A 22,605-nucleotide genomic window follows, 5' to 3' on the forward strand; every position below is an offset into this window, starting at 1 on the left:
CTATCTCTCCGTCATCACATTGAGATACTGTATGCTCATATCTTCTGGACCCGTGATCTGGCAGCCCTTTTTCTTTGCATAGCGAATGTAGGTCAGAATCTCCTCCGTGATCTGTTCTCCCGGCGCAAGAATGGGAATGCCGGGCGGGTAGCACATGACAAATTCACTGCATATGCGTCCGCAGGACTTTGCAATCGGAAGGGACTCTTTCTCTGCATAGAACGCATCCTGTGGCCCACAGACGACGACGGGGTCGATGTACTCCATCTTTAACGTCTTGGATGGATCCTTGCGGTAGTTGCGCCGAATCTCCGCGAGTGCCGCGACAAGGCGTTCGATGTCCTTCGGACGATCCCCGACCGACACATAGGCGAGCAGGTTCGCAATATCTCCAAACTCCGTCTGGATATCATAGTCATCGCGCAGGATGTCGTAGACCTCAATGCCGGCAAGACCTGTCGGACGCGTGAAAATGGACAGCTTTGTCGTGTCGAAGTCAAAAACTGCGGCACCGTCGATCAGCTCACGCCCATAGGCATAGTAGTCGCCAATCGTATTGATTTCGTCGCGCGCATAGGCAACAAGGTCGATAATTTTGTCGATGACCTCCCGCCCACGCAGGGCAAGATTCCGTCGACTGATGTCGAGGCTTGCAAGGAGCAGATAAGACGCACTTGTTGTTTGTGTAATATTGATGATCTGGTGCACATAGCCGAGAGGCATAGTGTCTGAGCATAGCAAAAGGGAACTCTGCGTCAGCGAGCCGCCGGATTTATGCATACTGATTGCCGCCATGTCTGCGCCCGCATCCATCGCCGCAATGGGCAGACGGTCACTGAAATACAGATGTGTTCCGTGTGCCTCGTCCACAAGCACTTTCATGCTATGCACGTGTGCGAGTTCTGTAATCGCACGAAGATCGGAGCAGATTCCATAATACGTCGGATTGTTGACAAAGACCGCCTTTGCATCCGGATGACGCGCAATTGCTGCGGCGACATCCTCCACTCGCATTCCGAGTGCAATGCCGAGGATATCGTCGATCCCGGGATTCACATAGATCGGAATCGCACCGCAGAGAATGAGGGCGTTGATTGCGCTCCGATGGACATTGCGCGGCATGATGATCTTATCACCGCGCCCCACCGCCGAGAGCACCATCGCCTGTACCGAGCCGGTTGTACCGCTCACCATAAAGAATGCGTGCGCAGCGCGAAACGCCTCTGCTGCCAAAATCTCCGCATCCCGAATCACTGAGACTGGATGACAGAGATTGTCGAGCATCTTCATGGAGTTCACGTCGACATCGAGACAGGGGGAACCGAGGAATGCTGCAAGCTCTGGGTTCCCGCGCCCGCGCTTATGTCCCGGTACATCAAAGGGAACAAGACGAGCGCGCTTCATCCGCTCAAGAGCCTCCTGGATGGGCGCACTCGTCTGCAAGAGGTACGGCATTACTTCTCCTCCGTGAGTACCTTGGATACGAGATCGTCATAGCGATAATCCCCACCTAAGTCCTTACTCTTTACCCAGTGTACTGCCTCTTCAACATCCTTTTCTGCTGGGAGTCCGGCAGGACGATAGGGTTTCAATTCAAGTGCATCACGTGCGGGCTCAGGGAAACCGCTCTTTTCCATCACAAGATCAATATATTCTGCATGCGGCGTATCATTGAGATATTTGACTGCCTTATTATAGGAACGGTACATTGCTCGAATGGACTGCGCCTTGTCCTTGATGGAGGAGTCCGTAAACACGATCACCCCCGGATTGATCCCGAGATCCCCCGAGCCGGTAATATAGCGACTTCCCGATGCCACAGCAACGCTCGCCATCGGTTCCGGCAGCACTGCCGCCGCAAGATTCCCGCTCTGCAGCATCTCAAGTCGTACGGGAATCTGCGGAATGACCACCTTGGAGACATTCTGCTCCTCCATACCATTGACGGCAAGTATTTCATCCGTCACATACTCGATAATGGTATTACGGGAGATGGCAATTTCCTTTCCCCGCAGATCTGCTGCAGAAGATATGGGGGCACTTCCGGAAGCAACGAGATTGTAGTTTCCGTCTGTATAAGAGGTCGCACGCACGGAGAAGCCGCCTGACCGCGCAAAAATGACGGCAAGCAGGTCGGAGACAGCACCGTCGAGATTGCCGCTCTGCAGAGCGGCGTCACGCTCCATTGCACTCTTAAATTGGACGAGCTCGACCTCGATGCCTTCCTCCACAAAATATCCGCGCTCTGCAGCAATGATGAATGGAATGGAATCCGTATCCGGCATCAGACCAATGGTTAACTTTGCGAGCTTCGACTCTTTTTCCTGCGTTGCTCCTCCACATCCTGCAGAAAAGAGGAGTACGAGGGACAGCGCCATGGAAAGAAGTTTCTTCATCATTCATTTCCCTCCCGATCTGCCCTTTCGGCAGATGCCGCGTGTTCCTTTGCCATATGCTCGCATAGATAGCGCAGCGTCCAGAGCGTATTGTACGGTGTAATTGCAGATTTATAGGAGATACGGGGAACTCCTGCGTCCTGCAGAGCTTCCAGAACTTTCGTCAAACGTTTGCCCTGAATATGCTCCAGAAGCAAAAGCCGATGCGAAAAGGAGAAATGTTCGTCCGTCTGCCGCAGAGCTTTCTTGTATCCCTTGATTCCAAGCAGAAAGCCGATCTTTTCGCGCCACGCATCTGCCGGAAGCACCAGCAAACGAATTCCAAGCGTACGGAATACATTCTGTACCGCCGCAATCTGCTCTTCGGGAAATTGATAGAGCAGTGCACGCTCTTCTTTTTTCATCGCCATTGAATCCGTTATTTTGCCGCGAGTCCGCGCATCAGTAGATAGGTCACGAGTTCGTCCAGAGAGACCTCTTCCTCAAGCATCTTCTGCTCCAACGAACTGCGCAGGGTCTTCGGAAGCCGTACCGTCAGAAAACCAGCCATCGTAGGGGCAGATGTATTTTCAACGGGAGAAGCAGCTTTCTGCGACTGCTTTTTCTTTGCTTTGGCAGCAGTTTTCGTTGACTCCTCTGTAGGCTTCTCAGGTATGGGTGTCTTCTTCGAAGAATTGCCCGTGTTTTTTTTCTGCTCTGCCGTTTTTGCCGCCTGTTCCACAATGGGCTTCTGCTTTGTCCCCTTATCCTCTGACGATTTCTTCTTTGCCACGGTCTTCACCTCTGTATTCTGCTCTGTTTTCTTGGTCTTCCTCCCGCTCCTGTTGGATTTTGGCTCCGGCGGATAGACAAAGAACTCATTGTATGCGTTGCGCAGATCCTCACTCGCCTGTTTCGTTCCGACGCCGATGATATAGGAAGGATCCTCCGCATTCAGAGATTCTGCAATGCGGACGAAATCCGAATCTGTTGTAATGATGAAATACTTGCGGACCCCTTCTTGATAGAGGATCTGCGCCGAATCATAGAGCGCGGAATCCAGAGAATTTTTTCCAAAGAACGTCCGGCTGATCTGCCGAAAGGTGAAATCTGGATATTCCATGAGCCGATCCCAACGTTTCTGCTCCGGATGTGCCTCCCAATCGGAAACTACAATTATGCGGCAGGGCTGATAACGCTGCGCCTTGTCAATTGTATATTGAAGCATCTCAATCGGTGCGTTCTCAATATCATAGAGAATTGCTACCGTATCATTGCTCGAGTCGAGCATCGTCTCTCTCCTTATTCCGTCTTGTCAACAAAGGAACGCTTTGCGCGCTGTACGAGGAACGATGCCTCTGCTTCAAGCACCTCAGCTTGGTGCAGACTGCTCTCCGCACTGCGAATAGTCGCTGCATTCTTGTCTGTCATCCATGCAGCATAGCCCTGTCCGTAGGCAATGTGCAGATCGCAGATTTTAAGACGCAGTTGATGCAGGCTCTGGACACTTCGCGGTGCAGACACTGCACTCAGCTCATCTTTACGTTCCTGCCAGTCGGCAAGAATGTCCTGCTCCATGATCTGCCGTGCCATATCACGCGTTGCCTGACTGCCAAGTGCACCCGCCCCGAGTACGGTGTAGAGCCGAAGCTGCGCCGACTTTGCCGCCTGATCATGACGCGCCATAATCGCATCTGTTTCTTTCAGATAGGACTCTACGCGCAACCGGCGTGCCTGTTCCAGCAGTGCGGCATATTCATGCAGATTTTGGATGGATACGACCTGCCAATCCCCTTCGTCAGATGGACTAAGCAGGATTTTAAAGGTAAAATCGGTGTCCACCTCTTCCTGATGTGCAACGATATCCGCCTCTGCTGTTCGGGTATCCTCGTGCAGCGTCAGATTGGATATTTCACGAAACATGAGATCGCGCACACCGATACGGGAAAGAATATTTTCAGTATCCGTTCCCTCCTCAGCCGGATCTGCAGAGGGCCATTCCCCCGTTGTCAGACGCGTGTGTACAGCGTCCTTTAGCATCACTATGAACGCAGGCTTGAGCATTTTGGAGAAATCCTCGAGTGCCGCAGATGCCTCCTTTGAGTGACCAAACTCGGCATCCATTGTCCCTTGCATGAAATCATCATATCCTGTATTCAGGACTGTGTCCAGTTGGACATGACGCAGAAAAAGCGCCTCGTCCTGCTTCTCAAGTGCGGACTCAATGGAATGAAGTGCATATTCCGGTGTCTTTGTATATACACGGAAATACCAAAAGGCCCCCATCAGCAATACAGTCACGCTGAGAATTGCAGCACAGACAATCTTTACTTTCATTGTGCGGCTCATCATTGTCATCCCTCCCTATCAAGTGCATTCTGATTCAGGCAGTCACCTCGTCGATGACCCCACCGCCCAGCACAATATCATTTTCATAAAATACAACAGACTGTCCCTTAGTTACAGCACGCTGTGGTTCTGAAAAGTGTACCTGTACACACTCTGTACCACATGGGGTAATTACAGCTTCAGCTTCCCGTTTCCCATAACGGATCTTCGCCTGTACCGTACGTGCTTTTTGGAGTACGTTCCACATCGTCCAGTTCAGATCCGATGCTGTAAGTTCCTGTGCGTAAACATCGTCTGCTGTCCCGACAATGACACGGTTCTCCTTTGCGTCCAGAGCTGTGACATACAGCGGCTGCGGCGCGGCAATGCCGAGCCCCTTGCGCTGACCGATGGTGTAAAAGGCAATACCATCATGCCTGCCGAGTACATTTCCTGCCAGATCCACGATCTCACCGCTGCACACAGAAAGCGGACGTTTGTCACGCAGATATGCCTTGTAGTCGTCGTGCGGCACAAAGCAGATTTCCTGACTCTCCGCCTTATGCGCCACAGGCAGATGATATGCCTCCGCCATGCGACGCGTTTCGCCCTTACTGAAACTGCCAAGGGGAAGCAGGACGTGTCTCAATGTTTTCTGATTGAGATGATAGAGCACATAGGACTGATCCTTCTCAGCATCCTGTCCTTTGCGCAGACGGTATATTCCATCTCTGCAGCAGTCAATTCGCGCATAATGCCCCGTTGCAATGCTGGATGCACCGAGTTCCTCGGCTTTATTGAGAAGTCCCTCGAATTTAATATAGCGGTTGCAGACAATACACGGATTCGGCGTTCGTCCGCGCAGATACTCGTCAAAAAAATAATCGATGACCGTATGCTCAAACATTGCCGTAAAATCCATAACATAATGTGGGATCCCGAGTACATCCGCCACGCGACGTGCATCATCAACACTGCTCAGAGAACAGCAGCTGCGGTCGTCCGGAGATGCATCGCGATTCTCATTCGAAAGACGCATGGTAACGCCTACGACTTCGTATCCCTGCTCCATGAGCAGCGCCGCAGCCAACGAACTGTCGACCCCGCCGCTCATTGCGACCACAACACGCTCCTGTTTCATCATTTGCTCCACTGATCTGTCTATTTCCTCAAATGTTCGTTTAGTATAGCATTCACGCCTTGAAAATACAAGAAATTGTATTTGTTCCAGAGGCCTACACAAATGCTGTTTTTTTTGTTAAAATATGCAGAGATTATCTGTGGGAGGGGCGTTATGCAAGTCATTGGCATTGTTGCCGAATATAACCCGTTCCACCACGGACATCGTTACCATATTGCGGCTGTGCGGCAGCGATATCCTGCCGCACATGTCGTCGCCGTCATGAGCGGCAGCTTTACCCAGCGGGGAGCACCATCGATCCTTGACAAATGGACACGGGCGGCACACGCTGTAGAGGGCGGTGCGGATCTCATTTTAGAGCTCCCATTTGCCTTTGCCTGCCGCAGTGCACAGGACTTTGCACGCGGCAGTATCTCCCTGCTCTCACATCTCGGTATCGTCACACATCTTGCATTTGGCATGGAGGCGGAGGAGCTCCTCCCGCTTGCTGAGGCTGCAGCAATGATTGATTCGGACCCCATCCAGATACGGCTGCATGAAAAACTTGGTGAGGGGCTTTCCTATGCGGCTGCACTCACGTCTGTACTGATAGATTGTGCAGATGTATCTGAGGAGGTGCTCCGTGCACCGAACAATATTCTAGCCATAGAGTATCTCCGTGCACTTCGAACCCTTGCACCGCAGATCACCCCAATCGCGATCCAACGGACGGCAGTGCGGCATAACGATATAAGGCTGCATACGGGGGTTACAAGTTCCTCGTCCATCCGCACGTCACTCAACAAAACGGTGCCTCCGTGGGATGAACTGCGGAAAAGCGTCATGCCGTCTGTGTTGGATGACCTGCAGAGGACGCATCATGCGGGCGTTCCGAGTTTGGATACACTTCTTGAGCTTTTGCGCTATCTCCTGCTCATGACGGATTTCTCCATACTGTCGGAGATCTACGGCATTACAGAAGGTATCGAAAACCGACTGATCCGCTCTCTGGAATCGGCTCGAAATTATGAGGAATTTCTCCTAAAAGTCTCAACAAAACGCTATGCACAGAGCCGGATTGCCCGTCTCATGATTTATTTGCTCCTGCACTTAAAAAAAATACAGGCAGCACGCTTTGATGCGGACGGCGCATCCTATATCCGACCTCTCGCATTCAATCCACAGGGGCGAAAGCTCCTACGTGCAATCAAAGGTGATACGACGCTGCCGATCATCACACGTGTGGCAGAATTCCTCTCATCAGACACGCGAAGAGATACGGCACCGCTTTCACAGCTACAGCAAATGCTGTCGTTTGACACTCGCGCGACGGAATTGCGGCTGCTCACCAGAGGCAGAGCAGCCGATGACCGACGACGCACAGACTTCATCACAGCCCCCACATATATTCCATAAAAGAAAGGACAGACTTATGAGCCAGAATTTGAAGCTCTCAACTCTCTTTGTACTGAACTCTCTGGATTGCGATCCGATTCTCAGCTTCCTTGAATGGGATGCAGACGATGCAGAGATTCGAGCAGAGTGTGTCGGACATCTCATCCGCGCGGCGGAGAATCTCGGACTCAGTGGGAATTTACTGCCCCGCTACCTTCTTCATGTGCTCACACATCAGGGCAACCTCGTCTCAGAGACAATGGAGCGGACAGGACTGCCGCCTGGAAGCAGTCTGCGGCAGGCATTCTATCAGGACATTGAGCTCCTCTATCCGATTCTCACCAAGCCAACGAGCACATTTCTCGGGGAACGGCTACTGGACAATTACGAGCCAACCGAGAATCGATATGACAAGACAGAGGACTTCCTTCTCCCGTGGATCGAAGCGGCACAAACACCGCGGGACTATGCTGAGGCGCTGCTCACCTTCTATGCGCGCTACGGTTACGGGGATATTGCGGCGCATGTCGTTTTCCGTTGGGATGATGATGCAAACCGAATCCGCGGCATATCGTATTTTGAGCGCCCACAGATGAAGAATCTTATTGGGTACCAGCGTCAGAAAGAGCAACTGCTCCAAAATACGCGCGCATTCGTTGACGGAAAGCCTGCGAACCACGTTCTTCTCGTCGGCGCACGCGGGACGGGAAAGTCCTCTGGGGTCAAGGCTCTCGTCAGTGAGTATGAGGAGAGTGGTCTCCGCCTCGTGCAGGTCACAAAGGAACAGCTGCGCAAGCTGCCAGAGATCATGACCGCCCTGCGAAATTATGCTGGACGAAAATTCATTCTCTTCCTCGACGATATTTCATTTGAGGACTCCGATGCCGAGTTCAAGGCGGTCAAGTCTGCCATTGAGGGGGGTGTTTCCTCCTGTCCCCCGAACGTATGCCTCTACGCAACCTCCAACCGCCGTCACCTTGTGCGTGAGACGTGGCGCGATCGTGAGGACGAGCTCTATCGCGATGACACGGTCAATGAAACGATCTCACTCTCGGATCGCTTCGGACTCATCATCCACTACCATACACCAGATCAGGATGAATATCTGGCGATCATCGACCACATGCTGTCTCAGAGAGGCATCCATCTCTCACCGGAAGAGCTTCGCATTGCGGGGCTGCGATGGGAGATGACCCACAGCGGACGCAGCGGGCGCACAGCACAGCAATTCGTTGCCCACTATCTTGGGATCCACTGAATACACTCAGCAGTAGACGGAGAGTGAGAGCGGCAGTGTCCGCACACGCAGGGGAAGCATGGGCCCACATTCTCCGTCGATATCGCTGTGGAGCACTTCTTCCGCGTGAATCTCAAAGTTTTTTGCACGAACGTGCAGGATGTTCTCACGTTCCGTCACAGGTTTTCCCGAAAACAGGTCTGCCGCAACAGACATAAATTGCGGCAGACCTGTTTTTTTGACGGCGAGAAGATCAAGCATCCCGTCATCAATTGCGATGTCCTGCCCAATCTTCTTCATTCCCGCGACCACAGGACTGTTTGCGATGACGAAAAGGAATATCTCCTCTTCGTAACGGACATGATCTGCCGTAATCTGTACGGAGAAGGATCTCAGACGCGGAATCTCGCCAATCCCCTTCAGATAGTAGGCAAGTTTTCCCAACGCATTCTTATAGGTGGATTTTACCTCGTGGGCAATGCCCGTGAGTACGCCTGCACTGACGACATTGACGAAGTACTGCCCTGTCTCCTCAATCTGCCCCAAATCCACGCGGCGGGATTCATCTGCTGCAATCCGTTCGATATAGGCCTCCCAATCCCCGTGGATACCGAGGTGCGTTGCAAAGTCATTGGATGTACCGCTGCCGAGGATGCCGAGGGGTACATCGATATCGGATTCCAGTATGGCATTTACCACGGCATGCACCGTTCCGTCTCCGCCGGCAGCAAGTACACCATCGGGACACATCTCGCGAAGAAAGCGTCCGAGGTCATCCTGTCCTCCTCCGCGTGTGCGATAGGGACAGAGCACAATCCCATGCCGCTGGAACATATCGATCAGTGAGTCGAGTTTCCCCTTGAAGAGTGCATGACCCGAAACGGGGTTGTAGATCAGCCCAAGTTTTTTCATGCTTTAAAAACTCCAATCCGCTGTAAGAAGCGAATCCCGACCGCACCGATCATCGGCAGACGACGAAGGTCGTCTTCAATCAGTGCACGCAGGAGAATCATCGCCGCAACATAGACTGCACAGCCAAAGAATACCGCACCAAACGTCGAGATCGCGGCAATCCCCCACCATGTAATCGTCCATGTGTAGAACAGATAGACTGCTCCTGCCATGATCGCAGCGGCACAGATTGTCTTGATGAGCTGCAGCAGTTCAATTCGATAGCCGATAAAGCGGTATATAAAATACAGATTGATGAGCGCCGCCACCCCCATATCTGCCGCCGTCGCCCATGCCGCACCCATGATGCCGAGCCACGGGATCGCAGTGAGGTGCCAGTTCAGAAAGACCTTTGCCGCAGCAGCGAGCAGCATATTCACCATTGGAATGGTCGGATGTCCTAGCCCCTGCAAGATCCCTGTTGATACCTGATGAAGCCCCAGAAGGATGATGCTCACCGCCGAGATCATCACGGCAGGCCCCGCTCCCGGTGCATTGTAGATGAGCGACGAAATCGGTGTGGCCAGCATAAAGACAATGACAAATGCAGGAAAACAAACGAAATTGGAAATGCGTACCGATGCTGCTGTCTGATCGTAGACACGCGCCTGATCGCCGAGTACGCGAGACTCTGAGATCGCGGGCACAATGCTCATTGCCATCGACGCAGTCAGGATGGTCGCAAGATTGACAAGCGGCACTGCCATGCCGTTAAGGTAGCCGAAGAGCTCCGTAGCCTCACTGATGCTGTATCCTGCAGCCTCGAGTCGCTGCGGCACGATCATGAGATCGAGGTTCGACACTACGGGCAGCATGATGCTTGCCGCCGATACAGGCAGGGACAACTTGAAGATCCGCTTGATGATGGAACGCCGCGATTCATAGGCTGCACCCGGCAGGGGAGTTAGATCCGTACCGTAGTCGCGGGCAATATCCCGTTCGAGCTTGATGTGAAAGTAGACGAGCACAATGAGTCCCGTGACTGCTCCAGCAAAGGCACCGAGTGAGGCTCCTGCCGCCGCATAGTCGAGTCCCCAGGGCATGAGGAGGCTAGCGAGCACGATCATCGTCACCACGCGGAAGATCTGCTCCACGATCTGCGACACCGCCGTCGGCGTCATGCGCTGCCAGCCCTGCAAATAGCCGCGGGAACTGGCGAGCAGAGTCACGAAAAAGACCGTCGGTGCAAGCACAACCACAGCCTTGTAGGCACGCGCATCGCGGATCAGATGCCAATCGATCAGCCAGTCCGCAGCCAAATAGGTCAGAATCGAGAAGAGCAGCCCTGTGAGGAGCATCAACATCATCGAAATACGAAAGACACGCTTTGCGCCGTATATATCATTCAGAGCCACACGCTCCGCCGTAATGATAGAGATAGCAACAGGCACGCCCGCCTGTGAAACCGTCATAGCAAAAAAATAAATGGGAAAAGCCATCTGATAGAGACCAATTCCCTCACCGCCGAGAATGCGGGAAACAAAGATCCAGTTGAGCGAACCGATGACCTTGACGACAAATCCCGCGATCGTCAGGACAAAGGTTCCCTTGAGGAAGGATTCTCCCTTGCTGCTTTTCCCCTCAGCAATATCTATCTCATGAATGAGAAACACCGCCTCAATACGATATTTTGAACATAAACTACTTCACTTGAATTATAGCATATGCCACCCCTTCGAGCAATCGCACTTTTCTCAAAACAAAACCTCCTGCAGGCAGGCTTTGCTTACAGGAGGTGCGCTGATGAAATTCATCTGCGTGTTGTTTTTACGGCTGCAAAGCCTTTCTTGGCAGCGACAATTGTACGCTCAATATCCTCTGCCGTATGTGCACCCGAGAGGAAGAGCGTCTCGAACTGCGACGGTGCAAGATAGATGCCCTCATCGAGCATCGTCTCGAACCAGATACGGAACGCTTCCTGATCGGCTGCCTCTGCATCCGCATAGTCATAGACCTCACGGTCGATGAAGAAGATGCCGAACATTGAGCCCGCCTGATGCGCACAGATCGAAACACCGACATCCTTTGCGGCACTCTGCCAGCCAAGCAGCAGATTCTTCGTTTGGATTGTCAGCTCGCGGCTGTAGTCCGCTTTTCCATCCTCTGGTTCTGCCGTGAGGATCTTCAGCGTCTCGATCCCCGCCGTCATCGCAAGCGGATTTCCTGAGAGCGTGCCCGCCTGATAGACGGGACCCGCCGGTGAAACGCGTTCCATGATCTCGCGCCGTCCGCCGTATGCGGCAACGGGAAGCCCGCCGCCAATGATCTTGCCGAGACAGGTGAGGTCAGGACGAATGCCGTACGCTGCCTGTGCACCGCCGAGCGAGGCGCGGAATCCGCACATGACCTCGTCAAAGATGAGAAGTGTTCCATGCTTTTGGGTGAGTTCACGCAGCAGGGAGAGATAACCCTGACGCGGCAGGACAAGCCCCATATTGCCCGCGACCGGCTCTACAATAACCGCTGCGATCTGGTCGCCATCACGCTCCATGACAGAGCGAATGGCATCCTCATCGTTGTACGGCACAGCGATTGTATCCGCCGCTGTCCCCTTCGTCACACCTGGAGAGCTTGGCACGCCGAACGTAGCCAGTCCCGATCCTGCACTGACAAGCAGACTGTCACTGTGCCCGTGATAGCAGCCGATAAATTTTACAATTTTGTCACGCCCCGTATAGCCGCGAGCCAGACGAAGTGCACTCATTGTCGCCTCTGTCCCTGAGTTCACCATGCGAATGACTTCGATGGACGGATAGACCGACTGCACAAGTTTTGCTAGTTCCGTTTCGAGAAGGGTCGGTGCACCATAGCTTGTGCCGCGCGTCACCGCTTCCTGCAGAGCCTTGACTACCTGCGGATGTGCATGCCCGACAACCATCGGTCCCCATGAGCCGACATAGTCAATATATTCGTTCCCGTCGATATCGTAGATCTTAGAACCTTCGGCACGCCCAATAAAGGGCGGATTCCCGCCCACATTGGCAAAGGAACGAACGGGGCTGTTCACGCCGCCCGGCATATGCTGCTTCGCCTCGGAAAAGGCGGCCTTCGATTTTTCTGTACTCCGCATAGCAAACCTCCTTATGCACTGAGCCAATCAGCGGCATCCATCGCATGGTAGGAAATGATGATCTTTGCGCCGGCACGCTTCATGCTCGTGAGAGTTTCCAGGACGATGCGCTGCTCATCAATCCAACCGTTTGCAGCGGCGGCTTTTACCATCGCATATTCGCCGCTGACATTGTAGACGGCGATTGGGCGATCTGTCACCTCGTAGACCTGTCGCACGACATCCAGATAGGCGAGCGCAGGCTTCACCATGATGATGTCCGCTCCCTCCTGCACGTCAAGTGCCGCTTCTTTCAGAGCCTCGCGTACATTAGCGGGATCCATCTGATACTGGCGGCGGTCACCGAAGGATGGCGCACTGTCCGCCGCATCGCGGAATGGACCGTAGTAGCCCGAGGCATACTTTACCGCATAGCTCATGATGCTCGTATTGACAAAACCCTCCGCATCGAGCCCCGTGCGAATGGCGGCAATGCGGCCGTCCATCATATCAGACGGCGCAACGATGTCCGCGCCCGCACGCGCCTGACTGACTGCAGTCTGAACGAGGTGTGGCAGTGTCGCGTCGTTGTCCACATAGTGATCGTGCAGCTCACCGCAATGTCCGTGACTCGTATACTGGCAAAGGCAGACATCACCGACCACAAGCAGCTGCGGAACAGCCTCCTTAATCGCCGCGATTGCACGCTGCACAGGGCTCGTCATATCCCACGCACTCGAACCGATCTCGTCCTTGTAAGCAGGAAGACCAAAGACCTCGACCGCAGGAATCCCGCGCGCTGCAATCTCGCGTGCAAGATCAGCGACCTGATCCACGGAGTAGTGATAGCAGCCGGGCATACTTGGAATCTCTTCCTTGACATGCTCTCCCGGCACGACGAAGATCGGATAGACAAAATCACGCGGCGAGAGCTCTGTCTCGCGTACGAGATCGCGCATCCCTGAGGAAATACGTAAACGGCGCGGACGCTGTATCAGATTCATTGCACATGCTCCTTTATCGCATTCACCAAGCCATCAATCGTATAATTCTCTGCCACAATGTCAGGTTCGAGCGCATAATTCCGCGCTGTATCTGCTGTAACAGGTCCGATGCAGGCAATTTTTGTCTGCTGCAGCGGCGTGATGTTCCCCAACTGCTGTACGAGATTCTTGACCGTGGAGGAACTGGTAAAGGTGACAACGTCAATCTCGCCGCGCAGCAGTCGCTCAGCGAGTTCCGAACCACCGTCCAGTTCAGGCACTGTCTCATAGGCAGAGGCGACATCGACTGTCGCCCCATGCGCACGCAGGGACTCGGGCAGCACGTCACGCGCCTCCTGTGCGCGTGCCAGCAGGATACGCGCACGCGGCGGCAAAATGGGAGTCAGTGCATCGACAAGAGCCTCGGCACGGAACTCCTCGGGGACAATGTCCGCGTGAATGCCGAACGAACGGAGTCTTTTCGCCGTTGCAGAGCCGATCGCTGCAATCTTCGCATAGCCGAGTGCACGCGTGTCCTTTCCTGCATGGTGAAGGCGAGCAAAGAAATGTTCCACCCCGTTCACGCTCGTAAAGATCAGCCATTGATAGACATGAATGCCTTCGATGGCGTGATCCAGTGCTGCATAGCCATCTGCCGGCGGAGCAATGCGGATCACGGGTGTCTCGATGCAGGACGCACCAAGTGCCGCCAGCTGTTCCGTCAGTGCAGATGCCTGTGCGCGTGCGCGCGTCACGAGAATACGCTTGCCGTGCAGCGGGCGGATATCCGCACGATCGAACCAGCGCAGCTGCTCGCGCAGCTTTACTACCTCACCGACGATGAAGATCGCGGGCGGACGAATGCCGTCGCGCTGTACCATCTCCGCCGCCTCGCCCACGGTCGTGACGTAGGTCTCCTGATTGGCACGCGTCCCCCAGCGGATGATTGCCGCAGGAGTATCGGCAGGGCGGCCGTTTTCGATCAAATTCTTTGTTATGACAGGGAGATTTGCGACCCCCATCAAGAATACCAGCGTATCGACACCCGTCGCGAGATGCTTCCATTGTATATGGGATTCTGCTTTTGTCGGATCTTCGTGTCCCGTGATAACGGCAAAGGAGACTGCGACACCGCGATGTGTCACGGGGATGCCCGCATAGGCGGGAACACTGATCGCCGAGGTCACGCCCGGCAATACCTCAAATGGAATATTGCGTTCGAGAAGCACAAGTGCTTCCTCTCCACCACGTCCGAAAACGAATGGGTCACCGCCCTTGAGCCGAACGACAATCTTGCCCTCGTCCGCCTTGTCCGCCAACAGGACGTTGATATCCTCCTGCCGCATCGTATGCTTGCAGGACTGCTTTCCGACATAGATGCACTCTGCGTTGGAGGGTACATAGGAGAGAATACTCTCGTCCGCGAGGTGGTCATAGACGACGACATCCGCCTGCTTCAGGCAGTTCATTGCGCCAACCGTCAAAAGGCGCGGATCGCCCGGACCCGCGCCGACAAGAAATACTTTTCCGCTCATACTGCAATTCCTATCTCTTTCAAAATATCCCGACCGCCTGCATCCAGCAGCTCCTCTGCCAGAGCAATTCCGATCTTCTCCGCCGCATCCACAGCCCCCATGGAACGCGACCGACAGACACGCATCCCGTCGACGGAGGCGATCATCGCCTCGACATGGAGCACATTCCCCTCGCCGACCTCAGCATAGACACCGACGGGGATCTGACAGCCCCCCTCGACGCGCCGCAGAAATGCACGCTCCGCCGCTGCTGCTGCCGTCATCTGCGGATCACGCAGGAAGTCGATCAACTCCAGAATCCGCATATCGTCCGCACGACACTCAATCGCGAGTGCCCCCTGTCCGACGGCGGGAAGAATCATGGCTCGCGGGAGAATCGTACGAATACGATTACCAAGCCCAAGGCGTTTCAGCCCGGCTGCCGCAAGGACGATTGCATCGAACTCCCCTGCATCGAGCTTCGCAAGGCGTGTATTGACATTGCCGCGCAGGTCAAGGATCGTAAGATCGGGGCGCACGGCAAGCAGCTGGGCGCGCCGCCGAAGACTCGATGTGCCGACCCTCGCGCCTTGTGGGAGCTCCTCCATCGACCGATAGCGAGCGCTGACAAATGCATCGCCTGCATCCAAGCGCTCTGTAATTGCCCCAATGACGAGCCCTGCAGGGACTTCCGTCGGCATATCCTTCAGGCTGTGTACGGCAAGATCGATCTCCCCCCCCAGCATCGCCTGCTCAAGCTCCTTTGTAAAGAGCCCCTTGCCCCCGATCTTTGCGAGCGGGGCATCGAGGATGCGGTCGCCCTTTGTCGTCATTTTCCTGAGCTCCACACGCACAGCGGGATGATGTTTTTCAATCTCTGCAGCAACGTATTCCGCCTGCCACAGAGCCAGCTTACTTGCCCGCGTACCGATAGTGATTGTGTCGCTGTTCACTTGTCCCTGTCTCTCCTATCGCATCCAACTTAAAGAGGGCACGCATCGCCTCAATGTAGAATGCCTCGTCCTTTGTACCCGCCGAGGCGCGGATCTTCATCATGGGCGTTCGCAAAATCTTTCGTACGATCATGCGGCTCATATGCTCCACCTGCCGCCGTTCCTCCTCCGAGAGATCCGGAAGCTTTGCGCTCACGCGCTTGAGCTCACGCTCGCGGATCCGCTCACAGCGTCCCGAGAGAAGAGCCATGAGCGGCTGAAAGGACAGATATTTGAAACGTTCGAGAAGGGATGCCACCTCCTCGTTCACGATCTTCTCCGCCTTGACCGCCTCTGCCTGACGCTCACTGAGATGCTCGTCCACAACAGCCTCGAGGGCATCGATGTTATAGAGTTCAATCCCCTTGATGGCCGCGACATCGGGATCGACATCACGCGGAACAGCAATGTCGATGAGGAAGAGCTTGCGCCCCTGCCGCCGCGCCATGACACGGCGCGCCTCCCATGCCTTGATGACATAGTGCGGTGCTCCTGTCGAGGTAACGACCACATCGACACAGGTCATATAGTCCAGTGCGCGGTCAAAGGGAATTGCCTCGCCTCCGATGCGTTCGGCAAGACGTTCAGCACGCTCAATATGGCGATTGGCGACAAAGATTGTTTCAATCCCATGGGAACGCAGGTGCTCTGCCGTCAGCTCCGCCATCTTGCCCGCGCCAAAGATCAGACCGCTGCATCCGCCCAGTCCGCCGAGCGAGGCTGCCGCAAGCTCCACCGCAGCGTAGCTCACAGATACCGAGCGATACGCGATGCGCGTCTCCGTCCGTACACGCTTGCCCGTCGCAATCGCACGGTGAAAGAGCAAGTTGAGCACTGTACTCGTCGCTCCTGCCTCGCGTGCAATCGCATAGGCTTCCTTCACCTGCGAGAGTATCTGCCCCTCACCGAGCACCAGGGAATCAAGACTGGAGGCAACGCGGAAGAGGTGACGAATCGCCTCATCATCGACGTAGGTATAAAGATATTCGTCAAGGTCGTCTCCGCCCTGCGCAAGATCGTTCAAAAACTGCCGCAGTGCCTGTGCGCCGCATTCGTGATCATCCACGGATGCATAGAGCTCTGTGCGGTTGCAGGTGGACAGAACCACCAGACCGCTCAGACCATCATATTCTCCAAGACTCATCAGTCCTGAACGCAGTTCCTCGCGGGAAAATGATACCCGCTCACGCACATCAATCGGAGCCGTCCGATGATTTAGCCCCAATGTCAAGAGCTGCATTGCGTAACTCAACCTCCGCTTTCTCTAACTCTCCATCGTGAACCATGTTCAAAATATAAGGGCGCAGTGCCATGCGCCAAAACGCCGTTCGCTCTCTGCTCGTTGACAGCATCGCCCGCATCTCGCGGCGCAGATGTGCAACGCGTTCGAGCCATTGACCAAAAGCCTCCGGATAGAGTTGCTCAAGCTCCATCCGTATCGCGCGCGAAAGCGCGGGGCTTTCCCCACCCGTTGAGACAGTCAGCAGGAAATCACCGCGCCGAACGCTCGATGGAATCTGAAAGGAGGACGCAGACGGATCGTCGATGACGTTGACAAGAATGTCACGCTCCTCTGCTTCCGCTGCAACCTCGGCATTGACCGCAGGGCAGTCCGTCGCAGCATAGACCAAAAACGCTCCTGCGAGCATACCGTGTGCATAGCGCACCGAATGCCAATCAATACGACCACTGTCCGCAAGCGCGCGAAGCTGCGTCGTCACCGCAGGCGCAATCACTCGCACCAGTGACCTTTCCCCCGCTGCAAGAATCCCGACAACCTTGCGCTCTGCCACAATGCCGCCGCCGACGACAACGATCAGACGTCCCGTGAGATCAACATTGAGCGGATACAGCACGCAGATCCCCCTAACCAAAAACATGAATCCTATTCACGTTCGTATTATACCGCAAATAGGCAGAAAATAAAAGAGGAGAAGCAGCAATCCCCTCTCTTTATAGTGATTATCAATGAGTATATTAGTCAGGTACAACTAGGCAGCCGCTGATAAAATAGCCCCTCAGATTGGCCCAGATTTTTCGTCCGAACGAGGAAGAAAACCGGGCGCATAGCCAACGCTGTGTAGAGGATTTTTCGTCGAAGTGCGGACAAAAAGATGCGTCAAGATGGCGGTACTGAATTTATCAGTGCTTCCCTAGTCTGCCGAATTCCTCCAGCAGTGGATAATCCGTCATATCTACGCCGACCGGCGTCACAGAGATCAGACCGTGCTCTACGGCATAGATATCCGTGCCTGCGCCCTTGTCCGTATCGGACACCTCGCCCGCGACCTTGTAGTGCACGCGCCCGTTCTCCTCGATGCGCTCGAACGCATTGATGTAGTCGCGCCCGCCCTGTCGGCAGAAGACAAACTGCGGGGCATCTCCTGCAAGAGCTTTTGGAAAGTTAATGTTGAGCAGAAACGGCTGAGCCATTGTCGCCAATACATTATCCATAAATGGCTCGAAATACGCCGCTGCCGCTGCGTACGAGATTTCACTGCCTTCGATCAGAGAGAGCGCAAACGACGGAATCCCGTGAAAGAACCCCTCAAAAGCTGCACCGACCGTCCCCGAGTAAATCACATCCGTCCCGAGATTCGAGCCGTGATTGATCCCTGAAAGAACAACATCCGGCCGCTCCTCGGCGATCGCATCGAGGTAAAGCTTGCCGCAGTCCGTCGGTGTCCCATCAATTGCCCATGCCCGAATCTCATATTCTGCATCAAAATTTTCATCGGCACGCACCTCAATCGCGCGACCAATCGTCAGCGCGTGCGATGTACCGCTCTGCTGGTGCATGGGAGCTGCGACAGTGACGGCATGACGCTGTGCCAGATGACGTGCGAGCGTTCGGATTCCCTCTGCCGCAATGCCGTCATCATTCAGAATCAGGATATTCAAAATGCGCCCTCCTATTCTCATATACAAAAAACAGGTTGGGCATACCAACCTGCTTTCCAGAACCGTCATGCGGATAAAATGCACATGGTGACCCACCACGGAATCGAACCGTGAACCTACTGATTAAGAGTCAGTTGCTCTGCCAGTTGAGCTAGTGAGTCATATACGCTCCCCGAGCGCATAGCTATTATAGTGGAAATACAGAGGGAATGTCAAGGGGCAATGTTCCTTCGCACAGAAAAAGCCCCCCCATATCATAGAAAAAGGCCTTTACAGACCTGCTGCAAAGACCTTTTGAGTTTTGCTAAGGAAATAGATTACTTCAGCGCATCGCCAAGCTGTGCGTTGACTTCACGAGCTGCCTGAACGCTCTCATCAAACTTTGCCTTCTCCTCGCCCTCGAGCTTCACATCGACAACCTTCTCAAAGCCGCCCTTGCCGAGCACGATAGGAACACCGACGCAGAGTTCCTTCTCGCCGTACTCGCCCTCAAGATAGACGCAGCACGGAATAACCTTCTTTGCATCGAGGGCAATCGCCTCAACGAGCGTTGCCGCGGATGCGCCTGGTGCATACCATGCGGACGTGCCAAGCAGACCCGTCAGCGTCGCGCCGCCGACCTTCGTCTTCTGAACGACATCTGCGAGCACTTCCTTCGAGAGGAGCTGCGTGACAGGAATACCGCGAAGCGTTGCAATGCTGACGAGAGGAACCATCGTCTTGTCATTGTGTCCGCCGATAACCATTCCATCCACATCAGACGGCGTTGCAGGATGTCCTGCTGCATTGAGTGCCTCGGAGAGATAATAACGGAAACGGCTGCTGTCGAGCATGCCGCCCATGCCGATGACGCGATTGCGCGGCAGTCCTGTGGACTTCAGTGCCAGATAGGTCATTGCATCCATCGGATTGGAGATAATGATGAAGATTGCGTTCGGGGAGTGCTTGAGCGCCTGCTCCACCACGCTCTTGACAATCTTAGCGTTGACGCCGACGAGCTCCTCGCGCGTCATGCCCGGCTTGCGCGGCAGACCGGAGGTAACGACCACGACATCGGAGTTTGCCGTAGCAGCATAGTCGTTCGTAACCCCCTTGACCGTCGTGTCAAAGTTGAGCGCGTGCGAACACTGCATCATGTCCATCGCCTTACCCTCGGAGACACCCTCTTTGATGTCAATGAGGACAACTTCCTGCGCGAACTTCTTGAGCGCGACGACATTTGCTACGGTTGCGCCTACGTTACCTGCACCAACAACAGTTACCTTCATAAGTACTTCCTCCTTAAAAACTCTCCTGTCACCCATCCCTAGCAATAAGTGACATCATTTGGAACAGGGTATACCAATAGTTCTTAACTATGGAATCATTATAGCATTCTCATTCAGAAAAATCAATTAGATTTTGGAGAATTGTTCAAACCTTCGTGGAAAAATATATTCTTTTTATCTGATAAAGATTTTGTACAGAATTTTTCCTAGACACGAAAAAACTCAGCCGATTTCTTTTATCGACTGAGTTCGATTATCATATGGTGGCGGCACAGAGATTTGAACTCCGGACACTGCGGGTATGAACCGCATGCTCTAGCCAACTGAGCTATGCCGCCGGTGGTGGGCAGGGATGGATTCGAACCATCGTAATCCGAAGATGACAGATTTACAGTCTGTTGCCTTTAACCACTCGGCCACCTACCCATGGACCGTGACAAGTATATGCGATAACGCGCGCTCTTGTCAAGGCGTTTCTCAAATTCTTTGTCCCCTTACTCTGCTAAGGGCTTCATTGTCGGGAACAAAAGTACATCACGGATGGAGGCACTGTCGGTCAGCAGCATGACGAGCCGATCCACACCAATGCCAAGACCGCCTGTCGGCGGAAGCCCGTACTCGAGTGCCGTAATGAAGTCATGATCCATGACATGCGCCTCTGCATCCCCCGCCTCTCTCTGCGCGAGCTGCTCCAAGAATCGCTGCTCCTGATCGATTGGGTCGTTCAACTCCGTAAAGCCGTTCGCGAGCTCGCGTCCATAGATGAAGAACTCGAAGCGATCCGTGATGCGCGGATCGTCCGCATTACGCTTGGCGAGGGGGGAAATCTCCGTCGGATGTCCCGTGATAAAGGTCGGCTGAAGTAAGGATTCCTCGACCTTCTCCTCGAATGCTGCATTCAGAATGCCGCCGATGCCATGACGCGCCTCAAAGGGAACACTGATCTCACGTGCCATCGTACGCGCCTCATCAACGGTCTGACAGGAGAGGAAGTCCTTCCCTGTTTCTTCACGCACAGCGTCATTCATGCTGATCGTACGAACATTGTTCAAGTCGATCTCGATGCCCTGATACGTAATCTTCGTCGTGCCGAGGACGTCCTCTGCCGCCTGACGGACAATCCCCTCCGTGATTTCCATAAGATCACGATGGTCAGCAAATGCCTGATAGATTTCGATAGAGGTAAACTCAGGATTGTGCCGTACATCCATGCCCTCATTACGGAAGATACGTCCCATCTCATAGACGCGATCCAGTCCCCCGACGATGAGACGCTTGAGGCTGAGCTCCGTCGCAATACGGAGATAGAGATCGATGTCGAGTGCGTTGTGATGTGTGATAAAGGGGCGTGCGGCAGCGCCGCCCGCAAGCGTCGAGAGTACAGGTGTCTCGACTTCGAGGAAGTCACGCTCGTCCAGATAGCGGCGGATGGACTGAATAATCTTTGTCCGCTTGCGGAAGGTCTCGCGCACCTCATGGTTGACCATGAGATCAAGATAACGCTGACGATAGCGCGTGTCCACATCCTTCAGACCATGGAACTTCTCGGGCAGCGGACGCAGCGACTTCGAAAGCAGGTCGAAATCCTCCACGCGCACAGTAATCTCTCCGCGCCGCGTCTTGAATACAACGCCGCGAATCCCAATGATATCGCCGATGTCGAGCCGCTTGAATTCTTCCCTATATTTTTGCTCGCCGAGAACATCCATCTTGAAATAGATCTGTATATTTCCTGTGCGATCGTTCAGCGTAGAAAAGGATGCCTTGCCGTGTCCACGTATTGCCATCAAACGACCTGCGATACGCACCTCTGTTCCTTCTTGATCTTCGGCAAGATAGTCATATTTTTCCTTGAGATCCGCCGCATAATCCGTGACTTCAAAGCGATGTCCAAACGGAGCAACGCCCATCGCACGAAATGCGTCCATCTTTTCGCGGCGGACACGCATCATCTCATTTATATCCTGCTCCGGCGCATTCGCCGTATTTTCTCTTTCGTCAGCCATCCTTGCCCCTCTTACTTCTTAATATCCATAATCTTGTACTGTATTACACCTGCTGGCGCATTGACATTGACCGTATGATTAATTTTCTGTCCGAGCAGTGCCATGCCAAGCGGAGACTCATTTGAGATCTTTCCCTCATCAGGGTCCGCCTCTGTAGAACCGACAATGAGGAAGGTTTCCTCCTCGTCGAACTCCAGATCCTTTACCGTCACACGGCTGCCCATGGTGACGGTCTTGCCGTCGCCTGCCTTGATGATGTCGGAATTTCGGATCTTCGTTTCGAGCTCCTGAATCTCGCCCTCGAGGAATGCCTGCTCATTCTTTGCATCGTCGTATTCGGAGTTCTCAGAGAGATCACCGAGCGCAATCGCGGCTTTCAGCCGTTCGGCAACCTCGATGCGGCGGACACTCTTGAGATAGTTGAGTTTTTCGACGAGCTTGTTGTAGCCGTCCTCGGTCAGCATGACCTTCTTCTCTGTCATGAAA

Annotated in this window: 20 protein-coding genes and 3 tRNA genes; 2 read left to right on the forward strand and 21 right to left on the reverse strand. The window is 54.0% G+C overall.

Translation table 11 applies throughout. The features are described 5' to 3' along the window. Genes BCS37_RS05690 through mnmA form a run of 6 tightly spaced genes read right to left on the reverse strand, consistent with a single transcriptional unit; the run spans nt 1 to nt 5,844 of the window. Nucleotides 1-1,455, reverse strand: coding sequence for an aminotransferase class I/II-fold pyridoxal phosphate-dependent enzyme (locus BCS37_RS05690; RefSeq protein WP_069180558.1), 1,455 nt, complete (start codon nt 1,453-1,455; stop codon nt 1-3). Next, nucleotides 1,455-2,396, reverse strand: coding sequence for an ABC transporter substrate-binding protein (locus BCS37_RS05695; RefSeq protein ID WP_069181559.1), 942 nt, complete (start codon nt 2,394-2,396; stop codon nt 1,455-1,457). Before BCS37_RS05695 ends, BCS37_RS05690 begins: the two co-directional genes overlap by 1 nt. Continuing rightward, nucleotides 2,396-2,806 carry a DUF3783 domain-containing protein gene (locus tag BCS37_RS05700; protein WP_069180559.1) on the reverse strand — a complete coding sequence of 137 codons (411 nt, stop codon included), beginning with the start codon at nt 2,804-2,806 and terminating at the stop codon, nt 2,396-2,398. The genes BCS37_RS05695 and BCS37_RS05700 overlap by 1 nt, the downstream gene beginning before the upstream one ends. 8 nt (nt 2,807-2,814) lie before the next feature. Continuing rightward, nucleotides 2,815-3,666 carry an NYN domain-containing protein gene (locus tag BCS37_RS05705; RefSeq protein ID WP_069180560.1) on the reverse strand — a complete coding sequence of 284 codons (852 nt, stop codon included), beginning with the start codon at nt 3,664-3,666 and terminating at the stop codon, nt 2,815-2,817. Between the two features lie 11 nt (nt 3,667-3,677). Next, the gene (locus tag BCS37_RS05710) at nt 3,678-4,727 is read right to left on the reverse strand and encodes a hypothetical protein (protein ID WP_069180561.1); all 1,050 of its coding nucleotides are present in this window, start codon (nt 4,725-4,727) and stop codon (nt 3,678-3,680) included. Between the two features lie 31 nt (nt 4,728-4,758). Further along, the gene (mnmA, locus tag BCS37_RS05715) at nt 4,759-5,844 is read right to left on the reverse strand and encodes a tRNA 2-thiouridine(34) synthase MnmA (protein ID WP_237142749.1); all 1,086 of its coding nucleotides are present in this window, start codon (nt 5,842-5,844) and stop codon (nt 4,759-4,761) included. Nucleotides 5,845-5,997: 153 nt separating this feature from the next. On the opposite strand from mnmA, the gene BCS37_RS05720 reads away from it, so the two are divergent. Both BCS37_RS05720 and BCS37_RS05725 read left to right on the forward strand, forming a co-directional pair. Next, complete coding sequence (locus BCS37_RS05720; protein WP_069180563.1) at nt 5,998-7,239, forward strand: tRNA(Met) cytidine acetate ligase; 1,242 nt, start codon at nt 5,998-6,000, stop codon at nt 7,237-7,239. A gap of 16 nt (nt 7,240-7,255) precedes the next feature. Then, entirely contained in the window at nt 7,256-8,476 is a 1,221-nt protein-coding gene (locus BCS37_RS05725; protein ID WP_069180564.1) for an ATP-binding protein, read from the forward strand. Nucleotides 8,477-8,482: 6 nt separating this feature from the next. Here the strand turns inward: BCS37_RS05725 and BCS37_RS05730 are convergent, their stop codons facing one another. The 15 genes from BCS37_RS05730 to greA all read right to left on the reverse strand — a co-directional run bounded on the left by BCS37_RS05730 (nt 8,483) and on the right by greA (nt 22,601). Beyond that, nucleotides 8,483-9,367: a diacylglycerol/lipid kinase family protein gene (locus BCS37_RS05730; protein WP_069180565.1), complete on the reverse strand. Its 885-nt coding sequence runs from the start codon at nt 9,365-9,367 to the stop codon at nt 8,483-8,485. Beyond that, nucleotides 9,364-11,019 (reverse strand): putative polysaccharide biosynthesis protein, encoded by a 1,656-nt coding sequence (locus tag BCS37_RS05735; protein ID WP_069180566.1) that lies wholly within the window; start codon nt 11,017-11,019, stop codon nt 9,364-9,366. The genes BCS37_RS05730 and BCS37_RS05735 overlap by 4 nt, the downstream gene beginning before the upstream one ends. Nucleotides 11,020-11,156: 137 nt before the next feature. Beyond that, nucleotides 11,157-12,476: a glutamate-1-semialdehyde 2,1-aminomutase gene (gene hemL / locus BCS37_RS05740; protein ID WP_069180567.1), complete on the reverse strand. Its 1,320-nt coding sequence runs from the start codon at nt 12,474-12,476 to the stop codon at nt 11,157-11,159. An 11-nt stretch (nt 12,477-12,487) separates the two neighbouring features. After that, entirely contained in the window at nt 12,488-13,459 is a 972-nt protein-coding gene (gene hemB / locus BCS37_RS05745; protein WP_069180568.1) for a porphobilinogen synthase, read from the reverse strand. Further along, nucleotides 13,456-14,973: a uroporphyrinogen-III C-methyltransferase gene (gene cobA, locus BCS37_RS05750; RefSeq protein ID WP_069180569.1), complete on the reverse strand. Its 1,518-nt coding sequence runs from the start codon at nt 14,971-14,973 to the stop codon at nt 13,456-13,458. The genes hemB and cobA overlap by 4 nt, the downstream gene beginning before the upstream one ends. Further along, nucleotides 14,970-15,905: a hydroxymethylbilane synthase gene (gene hemC / locus BCS37_RS05755; RefSeq protein ID WP_069180570.1), complete on the reverse strand. Its 936-nt coding sequence runs from the start codon at nt 15,903-15,905 to the stop codon at nt 14,970-14,972. Before hemC ends, cobA begins: the two co-directional genes overlap by 4 nt. Further along, entirely contained in the window at nt 15,865-17,184 is a 1,320-nt protein-coding gene (gene hemA, locus BCS37_RS05760; protein ID WP_069180571.1) for a glutamyl-tRNA reductase, read from the reverse strand. Before hemA ends, hemC begins: the two co-directional genes overlap by 41 nt. Beyond that, nucleotides 17,138-17,800: a precorrin-2 dehydrogenase/sirohydrochlorin ferrochelatase family protein gene (locus BCS37_RS05765; RefSeq protein WP_069180572.1), complete on the reverse strand. Its 663-nt coding sequence runs from the start codon at nt 17,798-17,800 to the stop codon at nt 17,138-17,140. Before BCS37_RS05765 ends, hemA begins: the two co-directional genes overlap by 47 nt. Before the next feature lie 286 nt (nt 17,801-18,086). Then, nucleotides 18,087-18,845, reverse strand: a complete 759-nt coding sequence (gene surE / locus BCS37_RS05770; RefSeq protein ID WP_173862593.1) for a 5'/3'-nucleotidase SurE — start codon at nt 18,843-18,845, stop codon at nt 18,087-18,089. Between the two features lie 85 nt (nt 18,846-18,930). Beyond that, nucleotides 18,931-19,006, reverse strand: a tRNA-Lys gene (locus BCS37_RS05775). A gap of 156 nt (nt 19,007-19,162) precedes the next feature. Continuing rightward, a complete protein-coding gene (mdh, locus tag BCS37_RS05780; RefSeq protein ID WP_009656634.1) occupies nt 19,163-20,113 on the reverse strand; it encodes a malate dehydrogenase in 951 nt (316 codons plus the stop codon). A gap of 261 nt (nt 20,114-20,374) precedes the next feature. Further along, a tRNA-Met gene (locus BCS37_RS05785) sits at nt 20,375-20,451 on the reverse strand. Nucleotides 20,452-20,453: 2 nt separating this feature from the next. After that, a tRNA-Tyr gene (locus tag BCS37_RS05790) sits at nt 20,454-20,539 on the reverse strand. A 68-nt stretch (nt 20,540-20,607) separates the two neighbouring features. Further along, the gene (gene lysS, locus BCS37_RS05795) at nt 20,608-22,119 is read right to left on the reverse strand and encodes a lysine--tRNA ligase (protein ID WP_069180574.1); all 1,512 of its coding nucleotides are present in this window, start codon (nt 22,117-22,119) and stop codon (nt 20,608-20,610) included. Between the two features lie 11 nt (nt 22,120-22,130). Further along, the gene (gene greA, locus BCS37_RS05800; RefSeq protein WP_069180575.1) at nt 22,131-22,601 is read right to left on the reverse strand and encodes a transcription elongation factor GreA; all 471 of its coding nucleotides are present in this window, start codon (nt 22,599-22,601) and stop codon (nt 22,131-22,133) included. Nucleotides 22,602-22,605: the final 4 nt, after the last annotated feature.

This window comes from Selenomonas sp. oral taxon 920, assembly GCF_001717585.1.
Classification (GTDB): domain Bacteria; phylum Bacillota; class Negativicutes; order Selenomonadales; family Selenomonadaceae; genus Centipeda.

What these genes read in the sequence shown, in the direction of transcription:
- BCS37_RS05695 (WP_069181559.1), bottom strand. Translation starts at nt 2,396, where the DNA reads ATGAAGAAACTTCTTTCCATGGCGCTGTCCCTCGTACTCCTCTTTTCT.
- BCS37_RS05725 (WP_069180564.1), top strand. Translation starts at nt 7,256, where the DNA reads ATGAGCCAGAATTTGAAGCTCTCAACTCTCTTTGTACTGAACTCTCTG.
- hemL (WP_069180567.1), bottom strand. Translation starts at nt 12,476, where the DNA reads ATGCGGAGTACAGAAAAATCGAAGGCCGCCTTTTCCGAGGCGAAGCAG.
- BCS37_RS05730 (WP_069180565.1), bottom strand. Translation starts at nt 9,367, where the DNA reads ATGAAAAAACTTGGGCTGATCTACAACCCCGTTTCGGGTCATGCACTC.
- BCS37_RS05700 (WP_069180559.1), bottom strand. Translation starts at nt 2,806, where the DNA reads ATGGCGATGAAAAAAGAAGAGCGTGCACTGCTCTATCAATTTCCCGAA.
- BCS37_RS05705 (WP_069180560.1), bottom strand. Translation starts at nt 3,666, where the DNA reads ATGCTCGACTCGAGCAATGATACGGTAGCAATTCTCTATGATATTGAG.
- hemB (WP_069180568.1), bottom strand. Translation starts at nt 13,459, where the DNA reads ATGAATCTGATACAGCGTCCGCGCCGTTTACGTATTTCCTCAGGGATG.
- mnmA (WP_237142749.1), bottom strand. Translation starts at nt 5,844, where the DNA reads ATGAAACAGGAGCGTGTTGTGGTCGCAATGAGCGGCGGGGTCGACAGT.
- cobA (WP_069180569.1), bottom strand. Translation starts at nt 14,973, where the DNA reads ATGAGCGGAAAAGTATTTCTTGTCGGCGCGGGTCCGGGCGATCCGCGC.
- lysS (WP_069180574.1), bottom strand. Translation starts at nt 22,119, where the DNA reads ATGGCTGACGAAAGAGAAAATACGGCGAATGCGCCGGAGCAGGATATA.
- mdh (WP_009656634.1), bottom strand. Translation starts at nt 20,113, where the DNA reads ATGAAGGTAACTGTTGTTGGTGCAGGTAACGTAGGCGCAACCGTAGCA.
- BCS37_RS05720 (WP_069180563.1), top strand. Translation starts at nt 5,998, where the DNA reads ATGCAAGTCATTGGCATTGTTGCCGAATATAACCCGTTCCACCACGGA.
- hemA (WP_069180571.1), bottom strand. Translation starts at nt 17,184, where the DNA reads ATGCAGCTCTTGACATTGGGGCTAAATCATCGGACGGCTCCGATTGAT.
- BCS37_RS05690 (WP_069180558.1), bottom strand. Translation starts at nt 1,455, where the DNA reads ATGCCGTACCTCTTGCAGACGAGTGCGCCCATCCAGGAGGCTCTTGAG.
- greA (WP_069180575.1), bottom strand. Translation starts at nt 22,601, where the DNA reads ATGACAGAGAAGAAGGTCATGCTGACCGAGGACGGCTACAACAAGCTC.
- BCS37_RS05710 (WP_069180561.1), bottom strand. Translation starts at nt 4,727, where the DNA reads ATGATGAGCCGCACAATGAAAGTAAAGATTGTCTGTGCTGCAATTCTC.